Source organism: Streptomyces sp. NPDC048636 (assembly GCF_040650655.1).
GTDB lineage: Bacteria > Actinomycetota > Actinomycetes > Streptomycetales > Streptomycetaceae > Streptomyces.
This window is the reverse complement of the sequence record NZ_JBEZHR010000001.1, coordinates 1,188,196-1,202,498: the sequence shown is the minus strand read 5'-3', so window position 1 is coordinate 1,202,498 and position 14,303 is coordinate 1,188,196. Positions and strand designations below refer to the sequence as shown.

Genomic DNA, 14,303 nt, shown 5'->3' with positions numbered 1-14,303 from the left:
GTTCAGCGCTCCGTGGCCGCCAGTTGCCCGCAGGCGCCGTCGATCTCCTGCCCCCGGGTGTCCCGGACGGTCACCGGCACACCGCGCGCCTCCAGGGCCGCCACGAACGCCTTCTCGTCCTCGGGACGGGAGGCCGTCCACTTGGAACCGGGCGTCGGGTTGAGCGGGATGAGGTTGACGTGCACCCGGCGCCCCTTGAGCAGCCGCCCGAGCAGATCGGCCCGCCACGCCTGGTCGTTGATGTCCTTGATCAGGGCGTACTCGATGGAGATCCGGCGGCCGGACTTCTCCGCGTACTCCCACGCGGCGTCCAGCACCTCGCGGACCTTCCAGCGCGTGTTGACCGGGACGAGGGTGTCGCGCAGCTCGTCGTCGGGGGCGTGCAGGGAGACCGCGAGCCGGCACGTGAAGCCCTCATCGGCGAATCGCAGCATCGCCGGAACCAGTCCGACGGTGGAGACCGTGATCCCGCGCTGGGAGAGGCCGAGGCCGTCCGGCTCGGGGTCGGTGAGCCTGCGGATGGCGCCGACGACCCGGTTGTAGTTGGCCAGCGGCTCGCCCATGCCCATGAAGACGATGTTGGACAGCCGGGCCGGTCCGCCGGGGATCTCGCCGTCCCGCAGGGCCCGCATCCCGTCGACGATCTGGTGGACGATCTCGGCGGTGGACAGATTGCGGTCCAGACCCGCCTGGCCGGTGGCGCAGAACGGACAGTTCATCCCGCAGCCCGCCTGTGAGCTGATGCACATGGTGACCCGGTCCGGGTAGCGCATCAGCACGGACTCCACCAGCGTGCCGTCGAAGAGCCGCCACAGGGTCTTGCGGGTCGTGTCGTCGTCACAGCTGATGTGCCGCACCACGCTCATCAGGTCCGGAAGCAGCCCGGCCGCCAGCTTCTCGCGGGCGGCGGCGGGGACGTCCGTCCACTGGGCCGGGTCGTCGGTGTACCGCGCGAAGTAGTGGCGCGACACCTGACCGGCCCGGAACGGCTTCTCCCCCAGGGCCGCGACGGCCTCACGGCGCTCGGCGGGGGTGAGATCGGCAAGGTGCCGCGGGGGCTTCTTGGCCCCGCGCGGCGCGACGAAAGTGAGTTCTCCGGGCTTAGGCATGGTTCACCCAGTGTCGCAGACGTACGAAGGGCCCCGCGCCGCCCGGGGCGCGGGGCCGATCGGCGGGCCGGTCAGCCTCCGCCGACGAAGATCACCATCAGCAGCCACACCACCGGAGCGGTGGGCAGCAGCGAGTCCAGCCGGTCCATGATCCCGCCGTGGCCGGGCAGCAGCTTGCCCATGTCCTTGATGCCGAGATCCCGCTTGATCATGGATTCGCCGAGGTCGCCGAGGGTGGCGCTGACCGCGACCGCGAAGCCGAGCACCAGCCCCTGCCACCACGCGCCGCCGTCGATCAGGAACTCCATGCACAGCGCGCCCGCGACCATGGCGAACGCCACCGCGCCCATCAGCCCCTCACGGGTCTTCCCGGGGCTGATCCGCGGCGCGAGCGGATGCTTGCCGAAGCGCCAGCCGACCGCGTACGCGCCGGTGTCGCTGACCACGGTGAGCAGCAGGAAGGTGAGCACCCGCCACGCGCCGTCCTCGGTGTCCAGCATGAGGGCCACGAAGGTGGCGAGGAACGGCACGTAGAACGCGGCGAAGACACCGGCCGTGACATCCCTGAGGTAGTTGTCCGGCGGTTCGGTCATCCGCCACACCAGCACCGCGAGGGAGGTCAGCGCCACCGCCACCCAGGCGCCCTGGGCGCCGCGCACATATCCGGCGACGACCATCGCGACACCGCCGATGGCGAGCGGCGCGAGCGGCACCCGGATGTCCTTGCGCTCGGCCAGCCGCGAGGTCAGCTCCCAGAGTCCGACGACCACCGCGACGGCTATCACGCCGATGAACACCGGCTTGTAGATGAAGAGCGAGGCCACGATGACCACACCGAGGCCGACGCCCACCCCTATCGCGGCACGCAGGTTCCGGCCGGCGCTCTTCTTCTTCGCCTGCCCGCCGCCGGTGCTCCGCGCGCCGTCGGAGCGCGCCGGATCCGGTGCGGGGTCGGAGGGCGTCGGAGGACGCCCGGCGGCCTGCCCGGGACCGGGCCGCTGATCCCGCTCGTCGCGGAAGAGAGGACCGCCCAGTCCGGCGGCCCCCTGGTCACGGCCGGCGGCATCGCCGGGTTCACCGCCTGCGTGCGGCACGGTGGGCATGGGGCGAGTGTGCGCCGCTTCGCCCACCTCGTGCGCGGGACCCGCCGAAGAAGGGGGCACCTCCCAGCCGTAGCCGGGGGAGGTGCCCTGATCGGCGGGTCCCCAGAGTCCGGCGCGCGGCGGGGCCCCCCAGGAAGAGTCGTTCATCAGACCTCGAGCAGCTCGGCTTCCTTGTGCTTGAGCAGCTCATCCACCTGCGCGACGTACTTCGCGGTGGTGTCGTCGAGCTCCTTCTCGGCACGGCGGCCCTCGTCCTCGCCGACCTCGCCGTCCTTGATCAGCTTGTCGATGGACTCCTTGGCCTTGCGGCGGACGCTGCGGATCGAGATCTTCGCGTCCTCGCCCTTGCCCTTGGCGACCTTGATGAACTCCTTGCGGCGCTGCTCGGTCAGCTCCGGGAACACCACTCGGATGATATTGCCGTCGTTGCTGGGGTTGACGCCCAGGTCGGAGTCACGGATCGCCTGCTCGATATTGCGCAGCGCGCTCTTGTCGAACGGGGTCACCACGGCCATCCGCGGCTCCGGCACCGAGAACGACGCCAGCTGGTTGATCGGCGTCAGCGCACCGTAGTAGTCCGCCACGATCTTGTTGAACATCGCCGGGTGCGCACGCCCGGTGCGGATCGCGGCGAAGTCCTCCTTGGCGACCACAACGGCCTTCTCCATCTTCTCCTCGGCCTCGAGGAGGATCTCTTCGATCACCACTTGCTCCTGGTGTTATCCGTAGGCAGAGCCTGGCCCCTGCGTGCGTCTTCTCCTGCACGGTGTCCGACCGGCAGGCCGTTGTCCATCCCCCGTTCGAGCCGTCAGGCCCGGGAGCCCTGGTCGCTCACGAGCGTGCCGATCTTCTCACCCTTCACCGCACGCGCGATGTTGCCCTCGGCGAGAAGTTCGAACACCAGGATGGGCAGTTTGTTGTCCCGGCACAGGGTGATCGCGGTGGCGTCGGCGACCTTGAGGTCGCGGGTGATCACCTCGCCGTACTCCAGGGCGTCGAACTTCACCGCGTCCGGGTTGCGGGCCGGGTCGGAGTCATAGACCCCGTCCACCCCGTTCTTGCCCATGAGCAGGGCCTCGGCGTCGATCTCCAGGGCGCGCTGGGCGGCGGTGGTGTCCGTGGAGAAGTACGGCATGCCCATGCCCGCGCCGAAGATGACCACGCGCCCCTTCTCCAGGTGGCGCACCGCACGCAGCGGAATGTACGGCTCCGCAACCTGGCCCATGGTGATGGCGGTCTGGACCCGGGAGTCGATGCCCTCCTTCTCCAGGAAGTCCTGGAGCGCCAGACAGTTCATGACCGTGCCGAGCATGCCCATGTAGTCCGAGCGCGCCCGGTCCATACCGCGCTGCTGGAGCTCCGCCCCGCGGAAGAAGTTGCCGCCGCCGATGACGATCGCGATCTCCGCGCCGTCCCGGACCACGGCGGCCACCTCGCGGGCGATGGCGTGCACGACATCGGGGTCGACTCCGAGTCCCCCGCCCCCGGCGAACGCCTCGCCGGACAGCTTCAGCAGGAACCGGCCATGTGGGGCTGTGCCGCGCGCGTGCTTGTCGTCGGCGGCCTGTTTGGCGTCCGCGCCGTGATTCATTGGAGATCTCCTCGTGCACATACGAAGAAGGCCATTGCCGGACGGTCCTGGTACGACCTCTGCGGCAATGGCCTCCTCGTCACATCTGCGGCCGACCGGTTGACGGTTGGCTGCCTACGACCCTATCGGGGTCGCCGGTCATTCGCTGCTCGGCTCAGACGCCGACGCGGAAACGGGCGAAGCGCTTCAGCGAGACACCGGCCTCGTCCAGAACCTTCTGGACGGTCTTCTTGTTGTCCTTGGCGAACGCCTGGTCCACCAGCACGTTCTCCTTGAAGAAGCCGGTGACGCGACCCTCGACGATCTTCGGCAGGGCGCCCTCGGGCTTGCCCTCCTCACGAGCGGTGGCCTCGGCGACCCGGCGCTCGTTCTCCACCGTCTCGGCGGAGATCTCGTCGCGGCTGAGGAACTTCGGCGCGAAGGCGGCGATGTGCTGCGCGACGTCCTTGGCGACCTCGGCGTTCTCCTTGTCCAGCTCGACCAGGACGCCGACCTGCGGGGGCAGGTCCGGGCTGGTGCGATGCATGTACGCGGCGACGTGGCCGCCGGAGAACTGCGCGAAGCGGTCGAGGACGATCTTCTCGCCGAGGGTGGCGTTGGCCTCGTCCACGAACGCCTGGACGGTCTTGCCGGACTCGATCTCCGAGGCGAGCAGCGCCTGGAGGTCGGCCGGGCTGGTCTTGGCGACATGCGCGGCGATCGCGTCGGCGACGGCGACGAACTTGTCGCCCTTGGCCACGAAGTCGGTCTCGCACTTGAGCTCGACGAGGACGCCGGAGGACTTGTCGTCGGCGATCAGGGAGACGACGGCACCGTTCTCGGCGCTGCGGCTCTCGCGCTTGGCCACGCCCTTCTGGCCCTTGACGCGCAGGATCTCGACGGCCTTGTCGACGTTGCCCTCGGCCTCGTCCAGCGCCTTCTTGCAGTCCATCATGCCGGCGCCGGTCAGCTCACGAAGCTTCTTGACGTCAGCGGCGGTGAAGTTCGCCATGATCTGTGAATCTCTTCTCGAAAGTCGGAAGCTCTATCGGAAGCTCTACGGGTGAACGGCGGGGGGCGGTGCCTGCGCACCGTCCCCCGCCGTCGTACACCGTCTGAGTGGTCAGCCCTGCTCGGCGCTCGCGGCCGGGGCCTCGGCGGGAGTCTCGGCGGGCGCCTCGGCCGGCTTCTCAGCGGCGGCCTCGGCCGGCTTCTCGGCGTCGGCCGGCTTCTCGGCGTCGGCGGCCTCAGCCGGCTTGTCGGCGTCGGCCGGCTTGGCGGCCTCGGGCTCGTCGGCCTTCTTCTCGCCCTCGAGCAGGTCGCGCTCCCACTCGGCCAGCGGCTCGCCCGCGGCCTTGTCGGCCTTCTCGTCACCGGTGGCGACGCCGGAACGGGCGATCAGGCCCTCGGCGACGGCGTCGGCGATCACGCGGGTGAGCAGGGTGACGGAGCGGATCGCGTCGTCGTTGCCCGGGATCTTGTAGTCGACCTCGTCGGGGTCGCAGTTGGTGTCGAGGATCGCGACGACCGGGATCCGGAGCTTGCGCGCCTCACCGACGGCGATGTGCTCCTTCTTGGTGTCCACGATCCAGACGGCGCTCGGCACCTTCTGCATCTCACGGATACCGCCGAGGGTCTTCTCCAGCTTGGCCTTCTCGCGGGAGAGGACCAGGAGCTCCTTCTTGGTGAGGCCGGAGGCGGCCACATCCTCGAAGTCGATCTGCTCGAGCTCCTTCAGGCGCTGGAGACGCTTGTAGACGGTCGAGAAGTTGGTGAGCATGCCGCCCAGCCAGCGCTGGTTGACGTACGGCATGCCGACGCGGGTCGCCTGCTCGGCGATGGCCTCCTGCGCCTGCTTCTTCGTGCCGACGAACATGATGGAGCCGCCGTGGGCGACGGTCTCCTTGACGAACTCGTAGGCGCGGTCGATGTACGACAGCGACTGGAGCAGGTCGATGATGTAGATGCCGTTGCGCTCGGTGAAGATGAAGCGCTTCATCTTCGGGTTCCAGCGGCGGGTCTGGTGCCCGAAGTGGACGCCGCTCTCCAGCAGCTCCCGCATCGTGACGACGGCCATGGCCGTACTCCTTGAGGTACTCGGTTCCGCGGTGACCGGGTGGCCGCCGCGCCTGACGCCCCGGCGCGCCTGCCACGGACGGTGCCTTGAGGGGCTCGTCCGAGGACCGAGGGGCGCGGCCGCCGTGCTGCCCGATGCGAGATCGGGGCACCGATGGCGGGGCGTGCGAAGTCGATCCGGTGACCCGGATCGCCATAAGAAGTGTACGGGACCGGTGCGGTGCCGGGTGACGGCGATATCCACAACCGGTGAGTAGTACCCGGATTCGCTCCATGATCCACCCGATCCGGCTTCCCGGGCCACGGTGGGACGCATGCGAAGGCTTGTGGTGTGGGTGGCGCTCACCCTGTGCGTCCTGACGTTATGGCTCACGACGACGACCGCCCCCGACCCGGGTCCGGGTCGGGATCCGGGTCGGGGGGCCGAGGCCGTCGTGCCCCCGAGCCCCGGGGCGGGAGCGGGGGTGGCACCGGCGGTGGGACCGCGGCCGACTTCGGGGGCTCCGGGGGCTTCGGGGGTTTCGGGGGTTTCGGGGGTTTCGGGGGCGAGCCGGGCGCTGAGGATCGCCCGGACCTCCGGCACCCGCCCGGACGTGGGACCACGGACGGCTCGAGCCGCTGCGGCGGCTACGGGGGCGAGCCGGGCGCTGAGGATCGCCGGGAGGCCCGGCACCCGCCCGGCCGACCGCGGTGCGGTTCCGGCGCACCGCGGTCGGGGGTCGCTCGTGGACTCCGGGCCGGGGCCGGTCGCGGGCTCCGGGCCGATGGCGACCTCGGCACGGGGGCCCTCGGCCGTGGTGCTGGTGCGGTCGGCCCCGGGGGTCGCCCCGCACGATCGCGGGCGCGCGGCTCCGGCGGAGCGCGGCCCGGGGCGTGACCGACCGGCCGGGCGGGCCTGGCCGGTGGACGGTGGGCCGGGGGCGCCGCGACCCGCCGTGCTGAGGGGCTGGCGGCCGCCTCCGGCGCCGTGGGCCGCCGGTCACCGCGGCGTCGATCTCGCGGCACGCGCCGGGCAACGGGTGCGGGCGGCGGCCGCGGGGCGGGTGACCTTCGCCGGTCCGGTCGCCGGACGGGAGGTGCTCACCATCGAGCTGTCCGGGACCGGCGCCCCTCCCCTGCGCACGACCTACGAGCCGGTGCGGGCTCTGGTGGACAAGGGTGACCGGGTCGCGGCCGGGCAGGTGGTCGGGGTGATGCGGCCGGGGCCCTTCCACTGCCCGGCGGGCTGTCTGCACTGGGGGCTACGGCGTGGGGACCACTATCTCGACCCGCTGTCGCTGCTGCCGCCCTGGATGCTCCGCGGCGGCCCCTCCCGGCTGCTCCCGGTGTTCGGCGTCCCCGGTACTCCCGCGCCCGCCGCGGCGGTATCCCCCGCCGGATGGACCGGCCTCGCTCCGGCCACGATGCTGGCGGCCGCCTCCGCCTGGGCCCACGCCCGTCTGCGGTCGGGCGCCGTACGGCGGTACGGGAAGCCCGGCTCCGGGCGGGCGCCCGGGATCCGGCAGCCCCGGCGCCGAGCCGGGTCGGAGGTGCCCGATCAAGGAACCGGCCGGTCCGCCGGACCGGAACCACCGTCGTGTGCGACCGGCCCAGCGCGCAGAGCGGGGCGCGCCGCACGGATCGTTGGCCGGCGGAACCACGACCGCTACGCGTCCCTGGCCCCCTCAGACCGTCACGGCGAGGTCCTGGGCGTGGTGCGGCGGACGGATCATCCGCTGGTGTCGCGGCAAGCGGGGTGAGCGGGAGCGCGACCGACAGGGCGCGCACACAGCGGCCCCGGCACCCCAGACCAGAGCGACTCGCGGGAGTCAGTGGCGGGCGACGCCGTTCAGGGCCATGGCGACCGCGGCGTCCGTGATCCGCTCGGGATCCTCGGCCGCGCCGAGCTCGATACGGCGCACCGCCGCGTCCACGACGCCCTGGAGGAGCACGGCCGCCAGCCGGGGCTGTTGGTGGCCAAGAGCGCTCAGCGCCTCGACCACCATGGCGATCAGCCCGCCGTGCGCGGCACGGATCTTCTCCCGGGCGCCCGCGTCCAGCTCACCGGCCGAGATGGCCACCACGGCCCGGTGGCGGCGGTCGCCGACAAGCGCCAGCTGCTGCCGCACATACGCTTCGATCTTCGCCTCGGGTGTGTCGGCCCGCTCCATGGCGGCCTCGACCTCGGCGGCCCAGACCGGGAAGTCGACGGCGCACAGCTCCTCGACCACGGCCGCGCGGGAGCGGAAGTACTCATAGACGGAGGACCGCGCGAGGCCCGTGCGCTCGGCGAGGGCGGGGAAGGTCAGCGCCTCCGTACCGCCCTCGGACAGCAGGGAGCGGGCGGCCTCCAGCAGGGCGCCGCGCTGCATCGTCCGGTGCTCGGCCACTGAGGCCGCTCGAATCCTGGGCACCCGACCACTGTACGAAAAAGGCCGCCGCGGAGGCGATGGTGGAGGGACGATTCAGCGTCCGACGTCGGCCAGTTTCGCCCGCAACTGGAGCACCGACTTGGTGTGGATCTGGCTGACCCGGCTCTCGGTGACGCCGAGGACCTGGCCGATCTCGGCGAGGGTGAGCCCTTCGTAGTAGTAGAGGGTGACCACGGTCTTCTCCCGCTCGGGGAGGGTGTTGATGGCGCGGGCGAGCAGTCTGCGCAGCTCACGGTCCTCGGCCACCTCGACCGGATTGTCCGCGGCGGTGTCCTCCAGGGTGTCCATGAGGCTGAGCCGGTCGCCGCCTTCGCCGCCGACGTGCAACAGCTCTTCCAGGGCGACCACGTTGGCCAGGGACAACTGGCTGAAGACCCCGTGCAGTTCATCCAGGCCGATCTCCATCTCGGCGGCCACCTCGGCCTCCGAGGGGGTGCGCCGCAGCGCCGCCTCCAGGGTGGCGTAGGCCCGTTCGACCGCCCTGGCCTTCTGGCGGACCGATCGCGGGATCCAGTCCAGCGCCCTCAACTCGTCGATCATCGCGCCCCGGATCCGGGTGATCGCATAGGTCTCGAACTTGATGGACCGCTCGGGGTCGAACTTCTCGATGGCGTCGATGAGTCCGAAGACGCCGGACGAGACGAAGTCCGCCTGCTCGACATTGGAGGGCAGCCCCACGCTGACCCGCCCGGCCACGTATTTCACCAGGGGTGAGTAGTGCAGGATCAGCTGCTCCCGCAGCCGGCCGTCGCCCGTGGTCTTGTACGACCGCCACAGCTCGTCGAGCGAAGACGGCGCGGCCGGCCGCAGCGCGCCGTGGGCAGCGGTCGGCGCCGCGCGGTCAGACCCGGAGATGTGCTGGGGCATTCGTCGCCTTGAGCCGTTCTGCCATGACATGGGTGAGGACGTACGCTTCCGCCGGAAACCCTGTGAGCGTAGCGTGATCGGACCATCGCGGTATGCGAAGGGCGTCGGCTCGGCGGTGTGCGGATACGGTCATCGCCCCAACCCTTTCACCCGATTGCCCCGATTCGGGGGACCGCCTCGCCGTGCGCTGCCGCTCCGGCGCGCCGGAGGGACCAACTCCCAGCGATCGCCACGGCGTTCGACGAATCCCAGGGCGAGCAGCTCGTAGAGCCGGCTCAGGGTCTCGTCGCAGCCGGACCCGGATTCCCGGGCCACCTCCCGCAGGTCGTTGCCCCTCTGTGCCGACAACGCTTCCAGCACCCGCGCCGTCACGGGATCGAGCAGGTCCCGCTCGACGAGCGGCCCCCGCCGCTCCGGGGCGAGCTCTCCGATGCCGCCGATCAGCTCGGCCACTTCATCGGCGTCGGTGACCACCATGGCCTCGCCGCGCAGCAGTTCATGCACTCCGGCGGAGAGCCCGCTGGTGACCGGCCCGGGTACGCCCATGGTCAGGCGGCCGAGGGCCTGGGCCCGGCGCGCGGTGACCAGCGATCCGCTGCGGTACTCGGCCTCGACGACCACCGTGCCGCGGGTCAGCGCGGCGATGACCCGGTTGCGGAGCACGAAGCGGCTGCGGGTCGGATGCGCTCCGGGCGGCAACTCGGCCACCACCAGCCCCTGTTCCGCGATGCGCTCGATCAACTCGGTGTGGCCACGCGGATAGGGCACGTCCACCCCGGAGGCCAGCACGGCGATGGTGGCCCCGCCCGCGGCGAGCGCCCCCCGGTGCGCGGCGCCGTCCACCCCATGGGCCGCCCCGGAGGCCACCACCCAGCCGCGCTCGCTCAGTCCGGCGGACAGCGTGGCGGCGACATGGGTGCCGTAATCGCTACAGGCCCGCGCGCCCACCACGGCGACCGAGCGCAGCGCCCACATCCGCAGTGACGCGGGGCCGCGCACCCATAACCCGACCGGGCGAGCGTCTCCGAGGTCGTCGAGCTGACCGGGCCACTCCGGGTCGCCGGGGCACAGGAGCCGCCCGCCGCGCGCGGCGGCCCCGGCGAGGTCCGCCTCCGGGTCCAGTGCGGCGGCCCGCAGCGCACATCCGGCCATCCGCTCCCGGCTCGCCCGAGGCGGCGGCGGGCCCTGGCCGCTGAGCGCCCGGCGCAGGGCCACCGGCCCCATCCGGCGCAGCCAGCGCCCCACCGTCTCATCGCCCGGTTCCACCAGCCGGGTGAGCGCGGCGCGTGCCAGCCGCTCCTCGTCATCCACCCCCCGGCCGCCCTCCGCCGCCGCCCGGCCCCCGCGCTCAGGGCCCTGCCTCCCTCCCGGCACGGGCGGACGGCCCGGAGCCGGGCACCCTGCCATCAGCGCTCCCCCACCCCGACCGGCACCCCCCGGCTGATCCCGGTGCGCAGCTGAAGCGCCTGGGCGACATCCGGCGCCAGCGGCCGGTCGTGCCCGACCAGATCGGCGACGGTCCAGGCGACCCGCAGCACCCGGTCCAGCCCCCGGGCGGTGAGCAGCCCGCGCTCCATATCCCGCTCCGCCGCGCGGAGCGCCCCGGAGCAGGGCTGCCAGCGGGTGCGCAGCTCATGCCCCGGGACCTCGCTGTTGAGCCGCCAGGGGGTGTCGGCGAGCCGGGCAGCGGCGCGCTCCCGGGCCTCGTGCACCCGGGCGGCGACCGACGCCGTGCTCTCGGGCGGGCCGCTCGCGCCGGTCAGCTCGGCCCGGGTGACCGCCTCGACATGGACCCGCAGGTCCACTCGGTCCAGCAGCGGCCCGGACAGCCGCGCCTGGTAGCGGCGGACCATCACGGGGGTGCACTCACAGCCCTCGCCCATCAGGGCGTGGCGCCCACAAGGGCAGGGGTTGGCGGCCAGCAACAGCAGGAAGCGGGCGGGCATCCGCATCATGCCTCCGGAGCGGGCCACCACCACATGGCCCGATTCCAGGGGCTGCCGCAGCGCGTCCAGCGCCCGCCCGCTGAATTCCGGTGCCTCGTCCAGGAAGAGCACCCCGCGGTGGGCCAGCGAGACCGCGCCGGGCCGGGGCAGGCCATTGCCCCCGCCGACGAGGGCGGCCATGGTCGCCGAATGGTGCGGGGCGCAGTACGGCGGGGTGTCCACCAGGGGCTGCCCCGGGGGCAGCACCCCGGCCACCGAGTGGACCGCGGTGACCTCCAGCGCCTCCTGCCGGGTGAGCGGCGGCAACAGCCCGGGAAGCCGCTCGGCGAGCATCGTCTTGCCCGCGCCCGGCGGTCCGATCAGGAACAGGTGGTGCCCTCCCGCGGCCGCGACCTCCAGGGCGCCGCGCGCGGCCCGCTGTCCGGCCACATCCGCCAGATCGGAGCCGCCCGCCCCGCTCGCGGGCCCCGCGGTCACCCCCGTGCCCATGCCCGCGCCCGGCACGGTGAGCCCCGCCAGCAGCGGATCGGGCCGCCCCGGCCCCGGCGGCTCCTGCTCCTCCTCGGGCACCGGCTCATCCGTGAGCACCGCGATCAACTGCCGCAGGCTGCGCACCCCGAGCACGGAGACCCCGGGGACGAGCGCCGCCTCGGCCGCCGTCTGCTCCGGGACGACGACTTGCTGATAGCCCGCTTCGGAGGCCGCGAGCACCGCGGGCAGCACCCCGCGCACCGGGCGGACCCGGCCGTCCAGCCCCAGCTCGCCGATCATCATCAAATCGGCGATCTGCCGAGGGTCGATCCGCTCGGCGGCGCCCAGCACCGCACAGGCCACGGCCAGGTCGAAGCCGCTGCCGCCCTTGGGGACGGAGGCGGGGCTCAGTCCCACCGTGAGCTTCTTCTGCGGCCAGGGAACCCCCGCGTTCACCACGGCGGCCCGGACCCGGTCCCGGCTCTCCACCAGGCTCTTGTCCGGCAGCCCGACCAGGGTGAAGGCGGCCACCCCGGGCTCCAGATCGGCCTGGACCTCGACCACGACGCCCTCGACGCCGACCAGCGCCACCGAACAGGTGCGGGCGAACCCCATCAGGCCACCCCCCGCACATGCTCGACGACGGGCGCGCCCCGGTCCGGCAGCACCACACCGACCAGATCGATCCGCACCCCGCCCGGCGGCGGACCGCCGTGCCGCTCCAGCCAGCGCTCCGCCAGCAGCCTCAGCCGCTCGGCCTTGCCCGCTCTGACGGCCGCCATCGGATGCTCATAGCTCCCACCGCGGCGTGTCTTGACCTCGCACACCACCAGCGCGCCTCCGTCGAGCGCGACGATGTCGATCTCACCGTCCCGGCATCGCCAATTGCGCTCCAGGACGATCATCCCGGCCGCGGCCAGCCGCCGCACCGCCACGTTCTCGCCATAGCGGCCCAGTGCCCCTCGGGCGTTCATCGGCACCACCTCCGGTACCGACTGTGACGCCCAGGTCACACACTGTGGGATCTTGGAGGATTTCTGTGGACCGAGGATCGCTTGTGGATAACTCAGCCACTCGGCAGGTCGAGGTCACTCTTGTTGAGCTCCTCGATGTTCACGTCCTTGAACGTCAGAACACGGACCTGCTTCACGAAGCGGGCCGGGCGGTACATGTCCCAGACCCAGGCGTCGGCCATCGACACCTCGAAGAAGACCTCACCCTGCACCGAGTGCACCTGCATCTCGTACTGATTGGTGAGATAGAAGCGACGCTCGGTCTCGATCACGTATTTGAACAGACCGACGACATCGCGGTACTCCCGGTAGAGCTTCAGCTCCATCTCGGTCTCGTACTTCTCGAGGTCCTCGGCGCTCATGGCATGTTCCCCTTCAGCCGTGCGTCCCCCCATTGTGCGTCAGACGCGCTCAGTCTCCAGGATCACCGGTGCACTCGGAGGTCCCTCGACGAGCAGCGTACGCAACAGTTCCGGCAGGCGGGTGGGGTATACCGGTTCGTCCACCCTCGCCAGCTCCTCCGCGGCCCACCACCGCAGCCCGGCGACGCTGCGCCGCTCCAGCTCCGTCAGCCCCTCGCCCGCGAGGGACCCGGTCTGCTCGGTACGCCCCAGGAAGTACCACTCGTCCTGGTCCCAGCGCTGCCCCGCGAAGGGGAACGAGCAGATCCGCCGCCACAGCAGCGGGCCGAGCCGCACATCGGTGATGCCGGTCTCCTCGGCCAGCTCCCGCCGGGCGGCCTCCTCCCGGCTCTCCTCGCCCTCCAGACCACCGCCGGGCGTGAACCACCAGGTACGCGACGGATCGTCCGGTTCATAGCCCTGCAGCAGCAGAATCCGGTCCCGCGGGTCCAGCAGCACCACCCGGGCGACCCGCCGCAGCGGCCGCTCGTCCGCACCGGCCCCCGGAGAGCGTCCCGCATCGGCCTGTGGAGAGCCCTCCGCACCGGCCCCCGAAGACCGTCCGGCCGCCCCGTCAGCCACTCGCCGTCACCGTCTCCCGCGCCTCCTCGCGCCGCGCGGCACCGGCCCGCCTGCGGCGGGCGATCGGCCCGTACGCCGCCCCCGCCAGGATGAGCACGGCGCCGCTGACCACCGCGATCACCATCAGCCGCAGCGGGCCGGGCTGCGAGATCCCGCCCGGCAGCGCCTCGAACGTCCGCGGCCGCTCGAGCATGCCGAAGCCGCTCATCGGCCAGGCGGTGGCGTCGACCCGGGCGCTGACCGCGCTCCGCGGGACGGCCCCGTGGCCGCTGTCGCTGAGATGCACCCGCGAGTCGAGCGAATCGCTCCGGTGGTCGCCCATCAGGAACAGCCGCCCCTTGGGCACCGTGGTGGAGAAACCGGTCAGGGACGCCTGGTCCTTCTTCTCCAGGTACGGCTCCTCGAGCGTCGTGCCGTCCACACTCAGCCGCCCCTGCTTGTCGCAGCACACGACCTTGTCGCCGCCGACCCCGATCACCCGCTTGACCATGGGCATCGCGCCCCAGACGGCGTCCTGGAAGACCACCACATCACCGCGGCGGACCTCGTCGCCGTCGATCCGCTGCGCCAGCACCCGGTCGTCCTTGCCGATGGTGGGCGCCATGGAGTCGGTCGGGACGGTGTACGGCTTGTAGATCACCGCGCCCCAGGCGAATCCGCCCAGGAACAGCACACAGCCGAGGGCCACCGCCACACCGGACAGCAGGCTGCCGACCCTGCCCTCCCCCACCGGTCCGCTCATTCCCGTGCTCCC

Annotated in this window: 14 protein-coding genes and 1 pseudogene; 1 reads left to right on the top strand and 14 read right to left on the bottom strand. The window is 72.0% G+C overall.

Going from position 1 to position 14,303, the window contains the following annotated elements; genetic code table 11:
* Positions 1–2: 2 nt before the first annotated feature.
* From rlmN to rpsB, 6 genes are all read right to left on the bottom strand, one after another.
* Positions 3–1,109 carry a 23S rRNA (adenine(2503)-C(2))-methyltransferase RlmN gene (rlmN, locus tag AB0C66_RS05505; RefSeq protein ID WP_362433081.1) on the bottom strand — a complete coding sequence of 369 codons (1,107 nt, stop codon included), beginning with the start codon at positions 1,107–1,109 and terminating at the stop codon, positions 3–5.
* A 71-nt stretch (positions 1,110–1,180) separates the two neighbouring features.
* Positions 1,181–2,359 (bottom strand): phosphatidate cytidylyltransferase, encoded by a 1,179-nt coding sequence (locus AB0C66_RS05500; protein WP_362433079.1) that lies wholly within the window; start codon positions 2,357–2,359, stop codon positions 1,181–1,183.
* Complete coding sequence (gene frr / locus AB0C66_RS05495; RefSeq protein ID WP_176180391.1) at positions 2,359–2,916, bottom strand: ribosome recycling factor; 558 nt, start codon at positions 2,914–2,916, stop codon at positions 2,359–2,361. The genes AB0C66_RS05500 and frr overlap by 1 nt, the downstream gene beginning before the upstream one ends.
* A gap of 104 nt (positions 2,917–3,020) precedes the next feature.
* On the bottom strand, positions 3,021–3,803 hold the full coding sequence (gene pyrH / locus AB0C66_RS05490) for a UMP kinase (protein WP_254745138.1): 783 nt from the start codon (positions 3,801–3,803) through the stop codon (positions 3,021–3,023).
* 154 nt (positions 3,804–3,957) lie between these two features.
* Positions 3,958–4,794 (bottom strand): translation elongation factor Ts, encoded by an 837-nt coding sequence (tsf, locus tag AB0C66_RS05485; protein WP_362433077.1) that lies wholly within the window; start codon positions 4,792–4,794, stop codon positions 3,958–3,960.
* 111 nt (positions 4,795–4,905) lie between these two features.
* Positions 4,906–5,859, bottom strand: a complete 954-nt coding sequence (rpsB, locus tag AB0C66_RS05480) for a 30S ribosomal protein S2 (RefSeq protein ID WP_362433074.1) — start codon at positions 5,857–5,859, stop codon at positions 4,906–4,908.
* Between the two features lie 556 nt (positions 5,860–6,415).
* Here rpsB and AB0C66_RS05475 point away from each other — a divergent pair.
* A pseudogene (locus AB0C66_RS05475) lies at positions 6,416–7,198 on the top strand (peptidoglycan DD-metalloendopeptidase family protein); the annotation flags it as partial.
* A 468-nt stretch (positions 7,199–7,666) separates the two neighbouring features.
* Here AB0C66_RS05475 and AB0C66_RS05470 read toward each other — a convergent pair.
* The 8 genes from AB0C66_RS05470 to lepB all read right to left on the bottom strand — a co-directional run bounded on the left by AB0C66_RS05470 (position 7,667) and on the right by lepB (position 14,291).
* Entirely contained in the window at positions 7,667–8,209 is a 543-nt protein-coding gene (locus AB0C66_RS05470) for a helix-turn-helix domain-containing protein (protein WP_362433405.1), read from the bottom strand.
* 93 nt (positions 8,210–8,302) lie between these two features.
* The gene (gene whiG, locus AB0C66_RS05465) at positions 8,303–9,136 is read right to left on the bottom strand and encodes an RNA polymerase sigma factor WhiG (protein WP_362433072.1); all 834 of its coding nucleotides are present in this window, start codon (positions 9,134–9,136) and stop codon (positions 8,303–8,305) included.
* A 129-nt stretch (positions 9,137–9,265) separates the two neighbouring features.
* Positions 9,266–10,543 carry a DNA-processing protein DprA gene (gene dprA / locus AB0C66_RS05460; RefSeq protein ID WP_362433070.1) on the bottom strand — a complete coding sequence of 426 codons (1,278 nt, stop codon included), beginning with the start codon at positions 10,541–10,543 and terminating at the stop codon, positions 9,266–9,268.
* On the bottom strand, positions 10,543–12,168 hold the full coding sequence (locus AB0C66_RS05455; RefSeq protein ID WP_362433066.1) for a YifB family Mg chelatase-like AAA ATPase: 1,626 nt from the start codon (positions 12,166–12,168) through the stop codon (positions 10,543–10,545). The genes dprA and AB0C66_RS05455 overlap by 1 nt, the downstream gene beginning before the upstream one ends.
* The gene (locus AB0C66_RS05450) at positions 12,168–12,527 is read right to left on the bottom strand and encodes a YraN family protein (RefSeq protein WP_362433063.1); all 360 of its coding nucleotides are present in this window, start codon (positions 12,525–12,527) and stop codon (positions 12,168–12,170) included. The genes AB0C66_RS05455 and AB0C66_RS05450 overlap by 1 nt, the downstream gene beginning before the upstream one ends.
* A gap of 92 nt (positions 12,528–12,619) precedes the next feature.
* A complete protein-coding gene (locus AB0C66_RS05445) occupies positions 12,620–12,928 on the bottom strand; it encodes a DUF2469 domain-containing protein (RefSeq protein ID WP_176180398.1) in 309 nt (102 codons plus the stop codon).
* 39 nt (positions 12,929–12,967) lie between these two features.
* Positions 12,968–13,447: an NUDIX hydrolase gene (locus tag AB0C66_RS05440; RefSeq protein WP_362433403.1), complete on the bottom strand. Its 480-nt coding sequence runs from the start codon at positions 13,445–13,447 to the stop codon at positions 12,968–12,970.
* A 94-nt stretch (positions 13,448–13,541) separates the two neighbouring features.
* Positions 13,542–14,291: a signal peptidase I gene (gene lepB, locus AB0C66_RS05435; RefSeq protein ID WP_362433061.1), complete on the bottom strand. Its 750-nt coding sequence runs from the start codon at positions 14,289–14,291 to the stop codon at positions 13,542–13,544.
* Between the last annotated feature and the right edge of the window lie 12 nt (positions 14,292–14,303).

What these genes read in the sequence shown, in the direction of transcription:
- rlmN (WP_362433081.1), bottom strand. Translation starts at nt 1,109, where the DNA reads ATGCCTAAGCCCGGAGAACTCACTTTCGTCGCGCCGCGCGGGGCCAAG.
- AB0C66_RS05500 (WP_362433079.1), bottom strand. Translation starts at nt 2,359, where the DNA reads ATGAACGACTCTTCCTGGGGGGCCCCGCCGCGCGCCGGACTCTGGGGA.
- pyrH (WP_254745138.1), bottom strand. Translation starts at nt 3,803, where the DNA reads ATGAATCACGGCGCGGACGCCAAACAGGCCGCCGACGACAAGCACGCG.
- tsf (WP_362433077.1), bottom strand. Translation starts at nt 4,794, where the DNA reads ATGGCGAACTTCACCGCCGCTGACGTCAAGAAGCTTCGTGAGCTGACC.
- rpsB (WP_362433074.1), bottom strand. Translation starts at nt 5,859, where the DNA reads ATGGCCGTCGTCACGATGCGGGAGCTGCTGGAGAGCGGCGTCCACTTC.
- AB0C66_RS05470 (WP_362433405.1), bottom strand. Translation starts at nt 8,209, where the DNA reads ATGCAGCGCGGCGCCCTGCTGGAGGCCGCCCGCTCCCTGCTGTCCGAG.
- whiG (WP_362433072.1), bottom strand. Translation starts at nt 9,136, where the DNA reads ATGCCCCAGCACATCTCCGGGTCTGACCGCGCGGCGCCGACCGCTGCC.
- dprA (WP_362433070.1), bottom strand. Translation starts at nt 10,543, where the DNA reads ATGGCAGGGTGCCCGGCTCCGGGCCGTCCGCCCGTGCCGGGAGGGAGG.
- AB0C66_RS05455 (WP_362433066.1), bottom strand. Translation starts at nt 12,168, where the DNA reads ATGGGGTTCGCCCGCACCTGTTCGGTGGCGCTGGTCGGCGTCGAGGGC.
- AB0C66_RS05450 (WP_362433063.1), bottom strand. Translation starts at nt 12,527, where the DNA reads ATGAACGCCCGAGGGGCACTGGGCCGCTATGGCGAGAACGTGGCGGTG.
- AB0C66_RS05445 (WP_176180398.1), bottom strand. Translation starts at nt 12,928, where the DNA reads ATGAGCGCCGAGGACCTCGAGAAGTACGAGACCGAGATGGAGCTGAAG.
- lepB (WP_362433061.1), bottom strand. Translation starts at nt 14,291, where the DNA reads ATGAGCGGACCGGTGGGGGAGGGCAGGGTCGGCAGCCTGCTGTCCGGT.